The sequence below is a fragment of the Conexibacter woesei Iso977N genome (assembly GCF_000424625.1).
Lineage (GTDB): Bacteria > Actinomycetota > Thermoleophilia > Solirubrobacterales > Solirubrobacteraceae > Baekduia > Baekduia woesei_A.
Genome location: NZ_AUKG01000002.1, coordinates 1,064,079 through 1,081,339, shown reverse-complemented (window position 1 = coordinate 1,081,339; position 17,261 = coordinate 1,064,079). Strand labels below are relative to the sequence as shown.

At 73.4% G+C, this 17,261-nt stretch carries 17 protein-coding genes; 7 read left to right on the top strand and 10 right to left on the bottom strand.

The features are described 5' to 3' along the window. Nucleotides 1-47: 47 nt before the first annotated feature. The 4 genes from H030_RS0117455 to H030_RS33070 form a co-directional block, all read right to left on the bottom strand. Nucleotides 48-1,736, bottom strand: coding sequence for an IPT/TIG domain-containing protein (locus tag H030_RS0117455; protein ID WP_027007055.1), 1,689 nt, complete (start codon nucleotides 1,734-1,736; stop codon nucleotides 48-50). Between the two features lie 221 nt (nucleotides 1,737-1,957). Then, nucleotides 1,958-2,635 carry a Flp pilus assembly protein CpaB gene (cpaB, locus tag H030_RS37400; protein ID WP_027007054.1) on the bottom strand — a complete coding sequence of 226 codons (678 nt, stop codon included), beginning with the start codon at nucleotides 2,633-2,635 and terminating at the stop codon, nucleotides 1,958-1,960. A 91-nt stretch (nucleotides 2,636-2,726) separates the two neighbouring features. Then, nucleotides 2,727-3,428: a sensor histidine kinase gene (locus tag H030_RS0117445; RefSeq protein WP_027007053.1), complete on the bottom strand. Its 702-nt coding sequence runs from the start codon at nucleotides 3,426-3,428 to the stop codon at nucleotides 2,727-2,729. Next, nucleotides 3,428-4,201, bottom strand: a complete 774-nt coding sequence (locus H030_RS33070) for a response regulator transcription factor (RefSeq protein ID WP_051223000.1) — start codon at nucleotides 4,199-4,201, stop codon at nucleotides 3,428-3,430. Before H030_RS33070 ends, H030_RS0117445 begins: the two co-directional genes overlap by 1 nt. Nucleotides 4,202-4,418: 217 nt before the next feature. Here H030_RS33070 and H030_RS0117435 point away from each other — a divergent pair, with 217 nt between their 5' ends. Continuing rightward, nucleotides 4,419-4,883: a hypothetical protein gene (locus tag H030_RS0117435; RefSeq protein ID WP_027007052.1), complete on the top strand. Its 465-nt coding sequence runs from the start codon at nucleotides 4,419-4,421 to the stop codon at nucleotides 4,881-4,883. Nucleotides 4,884-5,006: 123 nt separating this feature from the next. Here the strand turns inward: H030_RS0117435 and H030_RS0117425 are convergent, their stop codons facing one another. The 6 genes from H030_RS0117425 to H030_RS33060 form a co-directional block, all read right to left on the bottom strand. Continuing rightward, nucleotides 5,007-5,336 (bottom strand): hypothetical protein, encoded by a 330-nt coding sequence (locus H030_RS0117425; RefSeq protein WP_027007051.1) that lies wholly within the window; start codon nucleotides 5,334-5,336, stop codon nucleotides 5,007-5,009. Next, entirely contained in the window at nucleotides 5,326-6,792 is a 1,467-nt protein-coding gene (locus H030_RS0117420) for a Rho termination factor N-terminal domain-containing protein (RefSeq protein WP_027007050.1), read from the bottom strand. Before H030_RS0117420 ends, H030_RS0117425 begins: the two co-directional genes overlap by 11 nt. 132 nt (nucleotides 6,793-6,924) lie before the next feature. After that, nucleotides 6,925-7,821 carry a dihydropteroate synthase gene (folP, locus tag H030_RS0117415; protein ID WP_027007049.1) on the bottom strand — a complete coding sequence of 299 codons (897 nt, stop codon included), beginning with the start codon at nucleotides 7,819-7,821 and terminating at the stop codon, nucleotides 6,925-6,927. After that, nucleotides 7,818-8,579, bottom strand: coding sequence for a dihydrofolate reductase family protein (locus H030_RS33065; protein ID WP_051222998.1), 762 nt, complete (start codon nucleotides 8,577-8,579; stop codon nucleotides 7,818-7,820). The genes folP and H030_RS33065 overlap by 4 nt, the downstream gene beginning before the upstream one ends. A gap of 3 nt (nucleotides 8,580-8,582) precedes the next feature. Beyond that, the gene (locus tag H030_RS0117405; protein WP_027007048.1) at nucleotides 8,583-10,439 is read right to left on the bottom strand and encodes a PKD domain-containing protein; all 1,857 of its coding nucleotides are present in this window, start codon (nucleotides 10,437-10,439) and stop codon (nucleotides 8,583-8,585) included. A 115-nt stretch (nucleotides 10,440-10,554) separates the two neighbouring features. Continuing rightward, complete coding sequence (locus H030_RS33060; protein ID WP_051222996.1) at nucleotides 10,555-12,216, bottom strand: glycerol-3-phosphate dehydrogenase/oxidase; 1,662 nt, start codon at nucleotides 12,214-12,216, stop codon at nucleotides 10,555-10,557. A 36-nt stretch (nucleotides 12,217-12,252) separates the two neighbouring features. Here H030_RS33060 and H030_RS39775 point away from each other — a divergent pair, with 36 nt between their 5' ends. From H030_RS39775 to H030_RS0117370, 6 genes are all read left to right on the top strand, one after another. Further along, complete coding sequence (locus H030_RS39775) at nucleotides 12,253-12,588, top strand: hypothetical protein (RefSeq protein ID WP_027007047.1); 336 nt, start codon at nucleotides 12,253-12,255, stop codon at nucleotides 12,586-12,588. A gap of 47 nt (nucleotides 12,589-12,635) precedes the next feature. Beyond that, nucleotides 12,636-13,853, top strand: a complete 1,218-nt coding sequence (locus tag H030_RS33055; RefSeq protein WP_035127882.1) for a PspC domain-containing protein — start codon at nucleotides 12,636-12,638, stop codon at nucleotides 13,851-13,853. Beyond that, nucleotides 13,850-14,032 carry a hypothetical protein gene (locus H030_RS0117385; protein WP_027007046.1) on the top strand — a complete coding sequence of 61 codons (183 nt, stop codon included), beginning with the start codon at nucleotides 13,850-13,852 and terminating at the stop codon, nucleotides 14,030-14,032. Before H030_RS33055 ends, H030_RS0117385 begins: the two co-directional genes overlap by 4 nt. Nucleotides 14,033-14,036: 4 nt before the next feature. Beyond that, a complete protein-coding gene (locus H030_RS0117380; protein WP_027007045.1) occupies nucleotides 14,037-15,347 on the top strand; it encodes an ATP-binding protein in 1,311 nt (436 codons plus the stop codon). Continuing rightward, nucleotides 15,340-16,011 (top strand): response regulator, encoded by a 672-nt coding sequence (locus tag H030_RS0117375; RefSeq protein ID WP_027007044.1) that lies wholly within the window; start codon nucleotides 15,340-15,342, stop codon nucleotides 16,009-16,011. The genes H030_RS0117380 and H030_RS0117375 overlap by 8 nt, the downstream gene beginning before the upstream one ends. 184 nt (nucleotides 16,012-16,195) lie before the next feature. Then, entirely contained in the window at nucleotides 16,196-17,260 is a 1,065-nt protein-coding gene (locus H030_RS0117370; RefSeq protein WP_027007043.1) for an SDR family oxidoreductase, read from the top strand. Nucleotide 17,261: the final 1 nt, after the last annotated feature.

Sequence of the window (17,261 nt, the reverse complement as noted above, 5' to 3'; positions counted from 1 at the left end):
CGCCGGGCCAAGTGATGGAACTTCTGAGGGTCGGTTACGCGGGGGCGCTAGCCCTGCTCGCCGCCGGCCATCGCGTTGCCCCACGCCGACGTGAACCACGGGGCCGGATCCCAGGAGCCGAAGGCGATCGGCTGCCAGACGTTCGGGTACGGGTCCGGGTAGCGGGGGTCCGACGAGAACCCGGGCAGCTTCGCGAGCGCGGCCACCCAGCCGGCAGCATCAGCGGCCCTGACGGCGGCAGGATCGGCGGGGTCCGCTGCGGCGACGTAGGGGTCGTGGATGGCGTCCAGGTCGCCCTGGTAGGCGCTGCCCCCGTACCAAGTGCCCGGCGTGTTCCACGGCGTGTTCAGGGGCGGCAGCGTCGCCGGAGCCGGGCTCGGGTTGGGGGAGGCCGTCGACCAGTTGCTGTAGTTGATCTGAGCCGGCCAGCTGAACGGGATCGCGTCCTCCGGCATCTGGCTGGTGGTCGTGTCGTTGACCGCGTCCCACGGAGCCCAGCGCTGCGACGGGTCCATCGGGACGTGACGGCTGCAGACCGAGGCGTGCGGGTTCGGCAGGCACGGGTTGTACGGGTTCACCCGGTAGCCGACCTCATCGCGGTCCAGCTGCATCTCGACGAAGTTCGGCCAGCCGTCGTTGTCCTGGTCGTCGGCGCCGTCCGGGATGCCGTCGCCGTCGGTGTCCGGGTTGCTCGCGTCAACGTCGTTGAACAGGCGAGCGGTGTAGGGCCTCTCGGTGTACCTGGCGATACCGACGTGCGGCTTGACATCCCACTGGACCGACTTCCACCAGGCCTGGGTGCCGGTGGAGTTGAACTCGACGAAGTTGGAGAGGCCGTCGTTGTCCTCGTCGCGCTCGTCGTCGGTGAGGTTGCCGTCACCGTCGAGGTCGAGCCACTTGGTGGCCTCCGTCACCGGGACCTTGCCGCCGGAGTTCTGGGTGCCGTCGCTGTAGGCGGTCAGCGGGAAGGCGCCACCGGTGGCGGCCTTCCAGAGCTTGTTCTCCTGCCACATCATGAGGCCGTCGCCGTCGAAGTCCGAGTTGATGTCGGTCGGGTCGAGCGGGTTCGGCCACGGGCGCGTCGACGGGTAGTGCGGCGCCGAGTGGCCGTTGAGGTCCTCGGCCGAGCGGTACTCGTAGCCGTCGGAGATGCCGTCGCCGTCGGTGTCCACGTTGCACGGATCCATCGAGTTGGCCAGCTCGGTGGCGTTGTCGATGTTGTCGGCGTCGTTGTCGCCGGCAGGATTGGTCTTCGCGTTGTCCTGGCAGCTCTGGTAGACCTGCGCCGCGGCCTGCTGAGCGGTCAGCGACCCACCCTGGCCGACCGGCGCGTTCGGGAGCGGCGAGACGATCGGCGAGCGGCTGTTCTTCGTCCAGGTGCGGCTCATCTTCGTGCCGATGACGCGCAGGCGCAGGAGCGTCGCGACCGGCACGTCGTTCTTGACGACGAGCAGCGCGGCGACCTTCGGCGTGATCGTGACGACGAGCTTGGTCGCGGTCGCCGAGTCGGCCTTGACGAAGATGACCGGCTGGCCGGTCTTGTAGAAGGCGACGCTGCTCTTGCCCTTGCCCGGCTTGAAGCCGGTGCCCTTGACCGTGAGCTTCTGGCCGATCTGGATCTTGCGGGGCGAGATCGAGTTGACCGTCGGGTAGACGGCCTTGACCGTCTTCTTCTTGGTCTTCGCAGACTTCTTCGTGGACGCCTTCTTCGACGTCGCGGCACCGGCCTTCTTCACGACCGGTGCGGCGTGGGCAGCCGCGGGAGCCGCAAGAACGGCGACCGCGAGGGCGGGAGAAAGGGAACGAAGGATTCGCAGCATGAGTTGGCCTCGGCCCGGGGTATCGGTCGTGCTCAGGAAGCCTTGAGGTGGGGACCCCGGGCTGGACGGTTGGCCGAGGGTGCAAAGACGTCCGCGCAAGGACCTCGACCGGTGGGGATCGGGTGCGATCGCGCCGGTCATCGCAGGTCGGAGCCGATCGTCGTGCCCGCCAGGCCGTGGCGGCGGTCGCCCGTGGCGCGCGGCAGGAGGCGCAGGTCGCGGGCGAAGGACTGTGCCGCGGCGAGGTAGACGGCCTGGCGCGCGGTCGTGCGCAGCGAGACCGCGACGCGGGTGGTGTGGCCGGCGTCGTCGGGCTGGGCGTGGGCGGCGAGCACCTCGGCGTCCTCGAGGGCCACGGAGGTCGTGCCCGACGCGCCGTCGGCGCCGGAGCGGGTGACGAGGACGTCGACGCGCGAACCCGGGTGGATCAGCGACCCCGGGCCGTCCGCGACCAGCTCGGCGACGCGCTCGCCCGGACGGACGGGAGCACCGGCCGGCGTGGAGCCGTCGTCGATCGCGGCGGGTGTGAGGTCCTCGCCCGGCTGGAGGTCGGCCGCCGCGCGGGCGCCGGCGACGATGTCGGGTGAGGCGTAGGCCAGGTGCGGCGCGAAGCGTGCGGGGACGCGGCGGACCGTGAGCCTCCGGGTGTCGAGCGTCGTGCCCGCGGTGATCTGGGTGCGCGCGACGACGACCGTGACGGTCGGCCCGAGAGCCCGGTCCAGCGCGGCCTCGCGGCCCGCGACGTCCGACGCCGCGAGGCCGCCCAGGAGCGCCGCCAGGCCGAGCAGCGCCGCGGTGCGGCGACGGCGGGTCATGGCGCCGCCTCCGTCGATGGGCCGGCCGCGCGCAGGGCGATGGCGCAGCGAGGAGTGGCGGTGTCGGGTGTTGTTGGGTGGGTTGGGGTGGTCATGGGGTGGCTTTGGCTGGGAGGTCGATGGTGATGCCGGAGGGGTTGGGTGAGAGGTGGCCTTGGGTGTGGCGGAGTGCCGAGGTGGCGATGGAGAGGCCGTGGCCGTGGGGGCCGCGGGGGCGGCGGGAGAGCTCGGCGATGGAGGACGGGAGTCCGGGGCCGCCGTCGGTGACCTCGATGCGGATGCGGTCGCCGATCGCGACGGTGCGGATCGTGATCTGCCCTCCCCCGTGCTCGATCGCGTTGGCCAGGACGTTGCTCGTCACCTGGGCCAGACGGAGCGTGTCGGCGTGCACGACCGGCGTTCCGGGGCCAGGCTCGAGGACCAGCGTCGCGCCGTGCGCCGCCGCGACCTCGCGCCAGGTCTGGGCCTGCGCGGTGAGGAGGTCGTGGAGGTCGACGTCGGCGGGCGTGGCCTCCGACGGGTCCGACAGCGCGAAGGCCGCGCGACGCAGCTCCAGCTCCAACGACGCGACGACGCGGGGCGGCACCTCGCCGCGACGTGCGGCGCCGTGGAGCGCCAGCAGCGCGGCGGTCAGCGGCTGGCGGACCTCGTGGGCCGTCCGGGTCGCGCGGCGGCGCAGGCGGCGCGCCAGCCACCAATGCAGCGCCGCGACCGCCACGGCGGCCAGCGTCGTCGCGGTCGCCACGGCGGGCGGCAGCGCGAACAGCGCGCAGATCAGGAGCAGCACGACCATCAGCGCGCGACCGCGGCGAACGCGTGACGGCGGGACGGCACGAGCTCCGGCGGCGCGACGGGGTCGTCGACGAGGCGGTAGCCGATCCCCCACGCGTTGTGGATGAACGTCGCGTCCGGCGTCCGCAGCTTCGCCCGCAGGCGGCAGATGTGGGAGTCCAGCGTGCGGCTCGTGGTCCGCCCCTCGTAGCCCCACACCGCCCTGACCAGCTCGTTCTTGGTCCGGACCGTCGCCGGCGCCGCCGCCAGCGCGCGCAGCAGCGTGAACTCGGTGGACGTCAACCTCACCGGCCGCCCCGACAGCCACGCCATCCGCGCGCCCGGGTCGATCTCCAGCGCCCCGACGCGCACCCGCGCCGTCCGGTCGCGCCCCGCCGCCCGCCGCAGCAGCGCGCGGACGTGCGAGTGCACTTCGGCATACGCGAATGGTTTGCACAGGTACGCATCCGCGCCCAGCTCCATCGCCCGGACGCGCTCGGTCGTCCGACTTCGCCCCGACAGCATCAGGATCGGGATGTAGGGGTCGATCCTCGACGTCGCCCTGTCGGCGGCGCGCACCGTGCGCAGCACGTCGAGCCCCGACGTCCCCTCCGCCAGCGAGACGTCGAGCAGCAGCAGGTCCGGGAACTTCGTCGCCAGCGCGCGTAACGCGCCGCCCGCGTCGTCGGTCGAGACGACGTCGCAGTCGTCCAGCGTCAGCTGGTCGCCCAGGAACCTCCGCGTCCCGGGGTCGTCTTCGGCGATCAGGATCGTGGGGCGGGTCTCGAGGGTCATGCCCCCTCTAGGGTCGGGGACGCAAGAACTCTCCCCCCACAAGGGACGATCGGTCCGAACGCGAATCCCCCGGGACCGGTACGACGGACGGCAGGTCCGGCGGACGGACTGCAAGATCCATCCCATGACCTGCGAATCCGAAGGGATCGGGCATACGATGCCGACGACTTCGGGAGCCGCCGTCCACCTCGGCGCGACTGAACCACGCATGACCTTCATGAACGACGCACGCCGAGGCAACTACGACAGCGGAGAGGACTTCGTCCTCGAATACGGCGAACTCCGGTTCACCTTCAACGAGCGCGACTTCCGCGAGCGCTGCGAGCAGGCCGCCAACAAGCTGGGGTTCGTCTCCGGCCGCTTGGACGACCCCGAGCTCGAGGACCTCGTGACGCTCTCCGTCAACGGCGAGATCCAGGAGCCGGCCTCCGGCCTCGGCGAGCACGTCAACGACTGCTGGCCCGAGCTGGTCGGCCCGTCGGACCGCTCGCTCGTGCACTGGCTGCGCCGCCTCGTCTTCCGCTCCGCCTGGCTCGACCAGCGCGTCAAGGAGGGCGAGCTCGACGTCGAGTTCGACGCCGAGACCAGCTCCTTCATGTACGTCCAGCCGGACCGCGACGGCGAGCCCGTCGAGCTGGCGCCCGAGCCCTCGTGGGGCCGGGTCGCCTACGTCCCGCGCTGACGCTCGTCGCCGAGCGCGAGCGCCAACGCGGCGACCAGGCCGCCGGCCACCGGCAGAGCGAGCCACGCCGTGGTGTAGAGCACGTCACGGTGGCGGATCACCGCACCCGAGAGGTGCGCCGTGTCAGCGACCAGGAGCGCGACCGTGAGGACCACTGCCCCTGCCGCGACGCGTCGCGCGCAGATGGCGCACCGTCAGGCCGACAACGACCGCGAGCGCCGCCGCCGCGAGGGTCAGGACGGCGAGCGACGGGCGCGTGTCCCACAACGTCGTCCCGGAGATCGGGCGCGGAGGAGCGGGCGGGCTCTCCCCGGGCGCGAGCGGCGTGTAGCACGTCCAGCCGCAGCGCGGGTCCGTCCACGGCGCGAGCAGGGGCAGGAACGACGACGCCGCCAGCGCGAGTGCGCCGGCGGCGAGGGTCGAGCGTTCGATCAGGCGTGCGCTAGGCGCCAAGCGCCTGGGCGCGGGCCTGCGCGATGGCGTCGGCGCCCGCGTCGCCGACCAGGAGCTCCGGGCGGATCGTGCCCGAGGCGACCAGGTCGATCGCCGGGAAGCGCCTCGTCTGCGTCAGCGTGCGGTCCAGCGCGATGATCGTGGTCTCGCCGCCGACCGGCTCCGACGCGGTCGCGACGATCGTCAGCGAGCCGCCGTCCACGACGTTGCGGGCGGCCGCCAGGGCGCGGCGCGCCGCGTGCGGCGCCAGCGCGTCCAGGCCGTCGATCAGGACGACGACGTCGCCGCCGCGCGCCGTGATGCGCTTGGCGGTGTCGATCGCACGCTCGACCGCCTGGCCCGACGCGTCGGCCGACGCGCCCAGCGACAGCGCGGCGACGGGCTCGATCTCACCGGCGCGCCACTCCGCGCACTCCTCCGGGCGGACGGCCGCCAGGACCACGTGGACCTCGAGGCCCTCGATCCCGCGAACGGCGCCCGCCAGGCGCTTCAAGGCCTCGGACTTGCCGGCGTGCGCGGCGCCGGTGATCGTGACGCGCGAGCCCTTGCCGATCGGCGTCAGCCACTCGACCGCCTTGAGCGTCGCGTCGTCGGACCCCAGCGCCAGGCGCTCGGACGGCAGCGCGCACGGCAGGTCGTCGAAGTGCGTGCCCTCGGCGACCTCGTCGGCCGGGCGCCCGTTGATCGTGTCGATCCGGATCAGCGACGGGTAGCGCTCCGAGCGGCGCGGCTCGCGCACCGGCCCGCCGACGGCGTCGCCGGAGACGAGCTCGCAGCGGCGCACCTGCGCGGCCGAGACGTAGACGTCGTCGTCGGACGGCTCCGGCGGCGTGAGGCGCACGAACCCGGACCCGTTGGGCAGCAGCTCGACGGTGCCCTCGATGACGCGCGCGTCGGCGTCGCGGTCCCGGTCGTCGCCGCGATCGCGGTCCCGATCCCGGTCGCGGTCACGCCCACCGCGCGGCTCCGGCGCCTCGTCGGCGGAGGAGTCGTCCTCATCGCGGTCGCGATCCCGGTCGCGCCCACGGCCCCGGCCGCCACGCGAGCGGCGGCGCGGCCTGACCTCCTCGGCCTCGGCCTCGGTCTCGACGTCGGCCTCGGCGGCCTCCTCCTCGATGGCCTCCTCGACCGCCACGTCCTCGGTCGCGACGACGTCCTCGTCGGCCTCGCCCGCGCCCTCGTCGGTCGTGCCCTCTTCCTCGTCGTCCCTCTTGCGCGAGCGCGTGCCGCGGCCACCGCGGGAACGCGTGCGCCTCGGCTTCTCCTCGGCGGTGTCCTCGCCGGCCTCGGCGGCGGCCGCCGCGACGGCCTCCTCCCCACCCTGCTGCTCGATGATCTTGTTCACCAAGTCGGCCTTGCGCAGGCGGCGGAAGCCGTCGATGCCGAGCTCGGACGCGATCGCGTGCAGGTCGGCGAGCGGGGACGCCTCAAGGGCGGAACGGGTGATGACGGACATGTTGGTCCTCCTCGTTGTTACAGGTGTCGGTGGGCGTCCGGCTCGCGTTGCAATGCAGCGAGCCGGCGACTCTCCAGTCCGCCGGACCGTAGCGAACTCGCCGGGCAGACGTCCGACGACCTCGCGCGGATGTCAGGGCGAGGGTGTCGCCCGGATCCACTTCAGCGCGTCGTCGTCGGCGTCGAACGCGCCGATCTCCTCCACACCGTTCAGGACCGAACGCACCGCCAGGAAGTCCACCGTCGCCGCGACGTCGTGCACCCGGACCATCGCCGCGCCGCGATCGGCCGCGAAGCCGACCGCCGCCAGCGTGCCCGCCAGCCGCTCGGCCGGCGGCCGCCCGGTGATCGCGGCCAGGAAGTACTTGCGCGACACCGCCGCCAGCCAGGGATGTCCCAGCGCACGGAGCGCATCGATCTCCCGGAGCACTTCCACGCTCTCCGCGGGCGACTTCGCGAAGTCCGGGCCCGGATCGACGATCAGCCGCGCCGCGCTGACGCCCTCAGCCATCGCGATCTCACACCGCTCATGCACGAACGACACGACGTCCTCGACGACACGGCCGCCGTAGTCGGCGAAGTGCTCCACCTTGGGCTCGGCGCGCGTGTGCATGACGACCAGCGACGCGTCGTGCTTCGCCGCCGCACGGGCAAGGCCTACATCTCGCAGCCCGGAGACGTCGTTGAGCACGTGCGCGCCCGCCGCCAGCGCGGCCTCGGCGACCGGGACCTTCCACGTGTCGACCGACACGCAGATCCCCTCCGCGACGAGCCGCTCCACCAGCGGGACGACGCGATCCCGCTCGACCTCCTCCGCCGTCACGCCGGTGTACGTGACGCCCGACTCGCCGCCGACGTCGATGACGTCCGCGCCCTCCTCGCACAGCCGGACCGCCAGCGCCACCTGCGCGTCGAGCGTCGTCGTCCGGACCGCGTCGCTGAACGAGTCCGGGTTGGCGTTGACGATGCCCATCACCAGCGGCCGGCCGGGCCGGAGGGCGAAGGAGCGGTCGCGGAGGACGAGGTTCACGGCTGCAGACCGTAATGGAGGAAGAGGTGGTCCTCCGACCGGTGCACGTCGCGCAGCGCCAGGCGTGGCGCGGGCGGGCCGAGCACGTCGCCGTCGAGGATCCCGGGGCCGGCGCCGCCGACGGCCAGCGGCGCGACGGTCAGCAGCAGGTCGTCGAGCGCGTCCTCGGCGATCAGGCGGCGCAGCAGCGACGGACCGCCCTCGCAGAGCACGCCCCGGACGCCGGAGTCCGTGGCGAGCGCGCCCAGCGCGCCGGCCAGCGTGAGCGTTCCGGGTGCGAAGCGGACGACCGTGAGCGCAGCCGCCACGGGCGGCGGGGCCGCGGAGGACTCCGTGAACACCACGATCGGCACGCCCGGCTCGCCGAACAGCGGCGCCTCGTCGACCGGCAGCTCCAGCCGCCGCGAGACCGTCGCGACGATCGGGTGCTCGGCGCGCCCGGAAGCCACCCGCCGCGCGCGCTGGTCGTCATCCAGCAGCGACGCGTACCGCTCCGCGCGCAGCGTCCCCGTCCCGACGAGGATCGCGTCGGCGGCGCAACGCAGCTCCCGCAGCAGCGCGCGGTCCGCCGGGTTGCCCAGCGCCACCGAGCGCCCGTCGACCGCCGCGCGCCCGTCGACCGAGGCCACCATGTCGGCGACCACCCGCGGCCGTCCACCCGCCGTCACCGCGGCGGACAGCCCCAGCGCCGCGACGACCTCGCGGGCCGACCGCCCGCCCTCGCCGTCCAGCCGCGTCAGGACGTCCGGCGACCCCAAGTCCTACTTCTTGCTCACGTGGATCTCGCGCTCGGCGACCGCCACGTTCCCGGCCCCGTCGGTCGCGCTGACCCGGACCGTGTACGTGCCGCCCCTGGCGTAGGTGTGCGTCGCCTTCGTCGCCTGCGTGAACGCCGAGCCGTCGCCCCAGTCGATCCGCACGTACCTGATCCCCGCGGCCTTGCCGGACGGCGGGATCACATCGGCGGCCCTGGCCGTCACGGTCTCGACGCGCTTCTTGCGCCTGGCCGCGAACGTCACGGTCGGCGCGGTCGTGTCGATCTTCAGCGGCTTGACGACCGTCGTCACCGACTGCCCGCGGCGGTCGGTCGCGACCACGCGCCAGGTGTGCAGCCCGTCCGGGACCGCGCCCGCCGGCAGCGTCAGCTTCGTCGTCTGCGACTGCGCGACCTGCCTGCCGTCGATCAGCACCGTGTAGGTCAGGTTCCCCCACAGCTCCAGCGCCGTCCCCCACGCCAGCGGCGTCCTGATGACGTTGCGCCACAGCTTCGACGACGTCGAGATCGCGAACGACCCCGGCAGCCGGTCGTAGGAGGCGATCGCCAGGCGGCGCCCGCCGTCGGGCAGCTGCTGGATGAACGCGAACGCGAAGTCGCCGGTGCGGTCGCCCGCGACGTCGAAGCCGCCGGCCGGGTCGACGGTGCCGAAGTCCGGGTTGCTCAGCGGCGTGGTCGGGCCCGGGCCCGGCACCAGCCGCGACGACGACTTGTCGTCGTAGAACGCGCCCTGGATCGTCTGGTCGCTCTGGTTGTACCAGCCGACCGCGCGGTCGTAGGTCTCGGCGACGGCGCCGACCGGCTCGGTCGCGCCGCCCGTGCCGCCGATCGCGCGCGCCGGGTTCAGGATGTCGTCCTTGAGGATCGCCGACAGCGCGGTCCCGTTCGACGCGCCGGACGTCAACACGCCGACGCCCTTGCCGTTGATGTCGACGCGCGGCGGGTCGTCGGCCGACACGCCGGACCAGCCGAGCCCGTCGTAGGCGACCGGCGGATCGGTGCGCGAGCCGCGCAGGCGCACGCCGATCGCGCGGCGCACGCCGTTGTCGAACTGCTGGCGGAACGCGACCCACGCGTAGGACGAGTCGTCCTCGATGTCGACGTCGGGCAGGTCGGCGGTGCCGCCGGGATGGCCCTCGAGGTCGGACAGGTTGAGGTCCAGGACCGACGTCGACGGCGCGGTGTTGAACACGCGGCGCGCGTAGACGTGGCCGTTCTCGCCCCACACGACGACGCCCGTGCCGTCGGCCGAGACCGCGATCTTCGGGCGCCCGGTGCCGACGCCCGCGGTGTTGCCCTGGGCGGTGTCGAACGGCGCGGTCAGGCCGACGAAGTTCACGCCGGTCCGGTCCAGCCGCGCGCCGACGACGTCGCCGTTGATCGTGAAGACCGCGTAGGCGTTGCCGTTGAACGACATGTCGACGTCCGGCGTCTCACCGCCCTGGCCGATCAGCTGCGGCGCGTTGAAGCCCGGCGCACCGGCCTGGCGGACGGTCGCGTAGACGCTCCCGCCGTCCTCGTAGACGACGACCAGCCGGCCGCCGTCGGAAGCGGCGACCGCCGGCGTGGAGGCCGACGCGTCGAGCCCGCCGTCGACGCGCTCGGGCGCCTGCCACGAGCCGCCGACGAGGCGCGAGACGAAGATGTGGTTGACGCCACCGTCGGCCTTGACGTAGGCGACCGCGCCGGTGCCGTCGCGGGCGATGTCCATGTCGCCCACCGACTTGATGTCGGCGGACGGACCGTCGACCGCGTCCGCCTTGAAGAAGGCGGCCTGAGCAGAGCCCACGGGCACTGCGAGGACGGCGATGGTCGTGACGATGAAGGCCAGGCGGCGGCGCATGGTCGGCGAGACGGCTCCTACAAGGGGGTTCAGACGGTGCTGCGGTCGTGTCGGGGAAACCGCGGGGCCCCGAGAAGTTACGGTGCGCGCCCGACGTACGTCGTGCTGCACGTCCTCAGCCGGGGACGTTGCCCTCGGCCGCGGCCTCGCGCAGGAACGCGTCGGCGGCGGCGTCGACGGCCCGCTCGTCCCACCCCAGGTCGCCCGCCATCGCGCCCGCGACACGCTCGGCCGCGGCCCGCGCGCCGCGCGCGTCGGTCAGGCCCAGACGGGTCCGGCGCAGCAGCGCGTCGCCGACCGTGCGGGCCTGCTCGCGGCGCGCCGCGTGGACGACCTCGGCCAGCAGGTCCGGCTGGCCCGGGACCGCCGGCTGCGCGTAGGCGCCGGACTCGGCGGCGATCGCCAGGACGTCGTGGGCGGCGTGCCCGTAGCGCGCGGCCAGCGGCGCGTAGGCGTCGTCGTGGACGCCCTCGACGCGCGGCAGCTCGGATGCCTCGATCGCCTGGCCGAGCGGGATCTCGTGGGTCCGGCACGGCGCGTCGCGGGCGTCGCGCTCGACCAGCCGGTCGACGGCCATCTTCGCCATCCGCCGGTAGGTCGTCAGCTTGCCGCCGGTGATCGTGACCATCCCGGACGAGGTCTCGTACAGCTCGGCCTTGCGCGAGATGTCCACCGACTTGCCCGGGGTCGCCTCGCTCGAGGAGATCAGCGGCCGCACGCCCGCGTAGGCGCCGGTGATGTCGGACTGCGTCAGCTCGGTCGCGAAGAACTCGTTGACGGCCTCCAACAGGTACTCGAGGTCCTCGTCGGCGGGCTTGACGTGGTCGAGGTCGGTCGCGTCGTAATCGGTGTCGGTGGTCCCGACGAGCGAGCCTCCGAGCCACGGCAGCGCGAAGATGAAGCGCCCGCCGCCCGCCGGGACGATCGCGCCGACGTTGAGCGGCAGGTCCTCGCGCCGGAACGTGACGTGCGTGCCGCGCGACGGGCGGATGGTCGGCACCTCGGCCTCGTCGTGCAGCTCGCCGGGGCGCAGGCGGTCGGCCCAGACGCCGGTCGCGTTGACGACGTTCGCGGCCCGGACCGGGAACGTCTCGCCGCTCACGTGGTCGCGCACGTGCACGCCGCGGGCGCGGCCGCCGGTCTCCAGCAGCGACGTGACCTCCAGCCCGTTGGCGCACACGGCCCCGAAGCGCTCGGCCTCGCCGAGCACGGTCAGGACCAGGCGCGAGTCGTCGGTCTGGCAGTCGTAGAACAGGTAGCCCGAGGTCGGCTCGCGCGGCGCGAGCGCCGGGAGGCCCTCGGCGACCTCGCCGGCGTCGATGATCCGGTGGCGGTCCGGCGACCACGCCTCGTTGGGGTCCGGCTCGCGGTTCCTCCGCCGCAGCGGCGAGCGCAGCTTGTCCACCGACATGACGTCGTAGAGGTTGAGCCCCATGCCCATCATGCGGTCGGGCCGCGCGCCGCCGAAGGCCGGGACGATCAGCGGCAGCGGCTTGACGAGGTGCGGCGCAAGGCCGACCATGATCTGGCGCTCGATCAGCGCCTCGCGGACCAGGCCGAGGTCGAAGTTCTGTAGGTAGCGCAGGCCGCCGTGGACGAGCTTCGACGACCGCGAGCTCGTCCCGGACGCGTAGTCGTGGCGCTCGACGAGCGCCACGGAGAACCCGCGGGTGGCGGCGTCGAGCGCGACGCCGGCGCCGGTGATCCCGCCGCCGACCACGACGACGTCGAACTCGTCGGCCGCGAGGGCGGCCACGGCGTCGGCGCGATCCATCATCTGGGATCGGAGTGTCGCAGTACCGTCGGTCAGGCCATGCCGGATGCCTACCTCGTCCTGTTCGTCGCCGACCCCGCCGAGGACCACCACGCCGCGGCGATCCGCGGCTCGGTGCGCCGCGTGGACGGCGCGGGGTTCTTCGACGATCCGGAGGGGGGCGAATCTCGGACCGTCGGGGCCTACGTGCGCGCGCGTGAACTCGTAGAGGGATTGGCGCTGCTGCGCGAGATCGCGACGCTCTCCCGCCTGCTCGAGGCGCGCTTCGAGGTCCAGCACGCCGAGCGGATCCTCGGCTACCTGGAGGCCGGCCGGCCCGACGCCGCGCTGGCCGCCGAGCTGGAACCCCTGGGGGACATCCCCGAGCCGCTCTAGGGTCATCCCCGATGGCGCGCGCGAGCGGGCCAGGCGATCTTGGTGGCATGCCCGACACGACCCCTCCCACCTCCCCCGAGCCCGACCCCGCCGAGCAGCCCACGACGCAGGCGCCGCATGCTGACGCGCCGCGCACCGACGGACCCGCAGGCGGCAGCTCCTCCCCGCGCCGCCTCCTGCGCTCCCGCGACGACCGCGTCGTCGGCGGCGTCTGCAGCGGCCTCGCCAAGTACTTCAACATCGACCCGCTGATCGTCCGGATCGCGGCGGTCGCGCTGCTGTTCGCGGGCGGCATCTCGGCGGTCGCCTACGTCGCGGCGCTGCTGCTGGTCCCGGACGACGACGGCAGCGGTCGCCCCATCGCAGGCCGGCCTGGCCGCTTCTCGACGATCGCCGGCGCCGCGATCATCGTGATCGGTGCTGCCGTGCTGCTCGACGGCGGCTTCGGCTGGTCCTCGGGTTGGATCTTCGGCGCGGCGGTCCCGACCCTGGTCGTCGTCGCGATCCTCGCGATCGCCGGTCAACGGCTGCTCGCCAACCGCGGTGAGAACCAACCGGCGGCCGCCCGGATCGCGGGCGCCGCGCTGATCCTGTCCGGGATCGTGCTCGGCGTGCTCGTGCTCGCGGTCGGCGGCGCGATCGCCACCGCGGCCGGCGGCGGGACCGGGATCGCGATCGTCGTCGTCGTGCTCGGCGTCGCGATGGTCGCGCTCTCGTTCCAGGACGGCCAGGCCCGCCGCGCCCGCTGGCTGGCGCTCCCCGCGCTGGCGCTGGCGGTCCCGGCCGGCGTCGTGACCGCCGCGGGTGTCGACGTCCACCACGGCGTCGGCAGCCGCAACTACTCGCCCGCGACGATCGCCGACGTCCGGCCCGACTACCGCCTCGGCGTCGGCGAGCTCGTCGTCGACCTGCGCGACACGCAGTGGCCCAAGGGCGACACCATCAACCTGAAGGTCGACGTCGGCACCGGCCACGCGCTGGTCCTGGTCCCGAACGACGTCTGCGTGCAGTCGCACGCCAAGACGGGCCTCGGCTACGTCGGCGTGCTCGGGACCGACGACGGCGGCGCCGACGTCGACACCCAGCGCGGCACGATCGCCCGCTCGCCGGGCGCGCGGCGCCTGGTCCTCGACGCGAGGATGGGCATCGGCGCGGTCGAGGTCCGCCACAACCGCGACGGCTGGGACCACGGCCACCACCGCCGCCTCTCCGACGACATCGGCGCCACGCTCGCGAGCGCCGGCTGCGCAGGTGAGCGCGTGTGATCCGGCCCAACCTCGCGACCCTGATCTCCGGCCTCTCGATCGCCGTCCTCGGAACCGTGCTCCTCCTCGACCAGGCAGGCTCGCTGAACCTCGACTTCGGGTCGCTCGCCCCGCTCGTGCTGTGCGTCGTCGGCCTCGTGCTGCTCGTCGGCGGGCTGGCCAAGCGGGACGGGGCGTGACGGCTTGAGCGACGCCGCGCCCAGCACCAAGCGCGCCCGCCCGCCGCTGCAGCGTGACCTCGACAACAAGGTCATCGCGGGCGTCGCGGCGGGCCTCGGGCGCTGGATGGGCGTCGACCGGATCATCGTCCGGATCGTCCTGCTGGTGCTGGTCCCGGCGTCCGGGATCGGCATCCCGGCCTACCTCGCCGGCCTGCTGCTGATGCCGACCAGCGACGGCGCGCCGCCGATCGCCCAGCGGCTGCGGGCACGGCCGGGCGCGTGGCAGATCACGTTCGGCGTCGGCTGCATCACGCTGGGCGCGCTGCTCGCCGTGCGCGAGCTGGGGTTCTGGTGGAGCGACGCGGTGACGTGGCCGCTCGTGCTCGCCGCGTCCGGCCTGGCGCTGCTGTGGCGCCAGACGCTCGGGCGCCGCGGCGCGGTCGAGCCGGAGCCGCGCTCGCCGCGCGCAGAAGACACGCTGCCGTCGGCGGCGGCGCCCGGCGAGCCGTCGGACGCCGAGACCGCCGCCGACGAGCAGGCGCGCATGGTCCTCGGCTCCGGGATCCCGGAGCGGCTGCGCTCGATCTACCAGGGCGGCTTCGGGATCGCGCTCGTCGTCGGCGCGGTGCTGCTGTTCCTCCAGGCCAACGGCGCGCTGCGCGGCACGCGCGACCTGGTGCTGTCGGTCGTCGTCGTCGGGATCGGCCTGGGCCTCGTGCTCGCGCCGTTCTGGCTGCGCCTGGTGCGCAACATCAACGACGAGCGTGCCGCCCGGATCCGCTCGCAGGAGCGGGCGGAGGTCGCGGCGCACCTGCACGACTCGGTGCTCCAGACGCTCGCGCTGGTCCAGAAGCGCGCCGACGACCCGCGCGCGGTCGCGACGCTCGCGCGCAGGCAGGAGCGCGAGCTGCGCACGTGGCTGAGCGGCGCGCCCGAGGCGCGGCCCGACGAGTGCCTGGCCGACGCGCTGCGCGCCGCGGCCGCCGAGGTCGAGGAGGCACACGGCGTCCCGGTCGAGGTCGTGATCGTCGGCGACCACGAGCTGGACGACCGCCACCGGGCGCTGGTCGCCGCGGCGCGCGAGGCGCTGGCCAACGCGGTCCGGCATTCCGGCAGCGAGGAGCCGATCGCGCTGTTCATGGAGGTCGCCGGCGGGCGCACGGAGGTGTTCGTGCGCGATCGCGGAAGCGGCTTCGACGTCGGCGCGGTCGGCGATGATCGGCGTGGAGTGAAGGAGTCGATCGTGGGCCGGATGGCCCGGCACGGTGGCCACGGCGCCGTGCACAGCACGCCCGGAACGGGCACGGAAGTGGAGCTGGTGCTGGATGACTGAGCAAGACGTACAACTTCCCCGGGTCGTCCTGGTCGACGACCATGCGATCTTCCGCGCCGGCGTCCGAGCCGAGCTCGACGGGCTCGTCGAGGTGGTCGGCGAGGCCGGCGACGTGGACAGCGCGGTCCGCGAGGTGGTCGAGCGAACGCCGGACGTCGTCCTGCTCGACGTCCACCTCCCCGGCGGCGGGGGCGTGGAGATCCTGCGCCGGCTGGCGCTCGAGGCGCCGGGCGCGAAGTGCCTGGCGCTGAGCGTCAGCGACGACCCCGAGGACGTGATCGCCGTGATCCGGGCGGGCGCCCGCGGCTACGTGACCAAGACGATCGCGCCCGCCGAGCTGGCCGACGCGATCCGCCGCGTCCAGGACGACGACGCGGTCTTCTCCCCGCGCCTGGCCGGCTTCGTGCTCGACGCGTTCTCCTCCGGCGCCGCCGCTCCGGCGGCCGCGGCGGCGAGCGACGCCGACCTCGACCAGCTCACGCCCCGCGAGCGCGAGGTCCTGCGCCACATCGCCCGCGGCTACCTCTACAAGGAGATCGCCCAGCGCCTCGGCATCTCGGTCAAGACCGTCGAGGCCCACGTCTCCGCCGTCCTGCGCAAGCTCCAGCTCTCGACCCGCCACGAGCTCTCCCGCTGGGCGGCGGAACGACGCCTGGTCGACTAGGTCGAGCTCGCGAGAAGCCGGCGGCCCGACCGAACCGTCTCGCGGCGCCGGAACCGATGCGCGCGGATCGCCGGGCCACCAGCACGACTCACCGCGCGCATCGCCTCCGGCATCCACGATCCGGCCCGCTCGGACCACCGTCTGAACTCGCGAACTCGACTGAACGGCTAGGTTCCCCCGGGTCATGCCCCGGACCTACCTCCTGACCGGCTTTCCCGGCTTCCTCGCCGGGCGGCTCGTCCCGCGACTGCTGGAAGACGACGACGAGGCGCGGATCGTCGCGCTCGTGGAGCCGCGGATGGTCGCGCGCGCCAAGCAGATGGCGCCCGACGGCGTCGACATCCAGCCCGGCGACATCACCGACGCCAGGCTCGGCCTGGACGAGCGGACCTACGCGCGACTCACAGCAGAAGTCGTGAAGGTCTTCCACCTTGCCGCGGTCTACGACCTCGCGGTCGGCGAGGAGCTGGCCGAGCGCGTCAACGTCGAAGGCACCCAGCACGTCCTGGACTTCTGCGCCAAGTGCACCAACTTGGAGCGCCACCACTACATCTCGACCGCCTACGTGGCCGGCACGCGCTCGGGCTTCGTCCTCGAGGACGACCTCGCCAAGGGCCAGACGTTCAAGAACTTCTACGAGTCGACCAAGTTCGCCGCCGAGGTCCTGGTCCGGGCGACGATGGACACGATCCCGACGACGATCTACCGCCCGGCGATCGTGGTCGGCGACTCGCAGACCGGCGAGACGCAGAAGTTCGACGGCCCCTACTACCTGCTGCGCACCTACCAGGCCGCGAAGGGCCCGCTGCTGCAGATCGGCCGCGGCGACGCGTCGTTCAACGTGGTCCCGGTCGACTTCGTCGTCGACGCGATCGCGGCGGGCTCGCGCGACGACGAGGCGGTCGGCCACACGCTGCACCTCGTCGACCCCGAGCCGGTCTCCTCGCACGAGCTGGCGCGCCTGCTGGCCGTCGAGTACGCCGGCAAGGAGCCGAAGCTGCCGCTGCCGCCCGGCGTCGTGGACCGCTCGCTGAAGTTCAAGCCGATCCGCAAGCTGTTCGGCGGGCCGCCGCGCGAGTCGATCCGCTACCTCAACCACCCGGTGACGTTCGACACCGCCCAGGCGGCGGACATCCTGGGCCGCAACGGCCTGCGCTGCCCGCGCTTCCCGGAGTACGTCGGCAACATGGTGGCCTTCTTCAAGGCCCACCAGGACGACCCGGCCTACCGGCCGGCGCACGAGAAGTAGC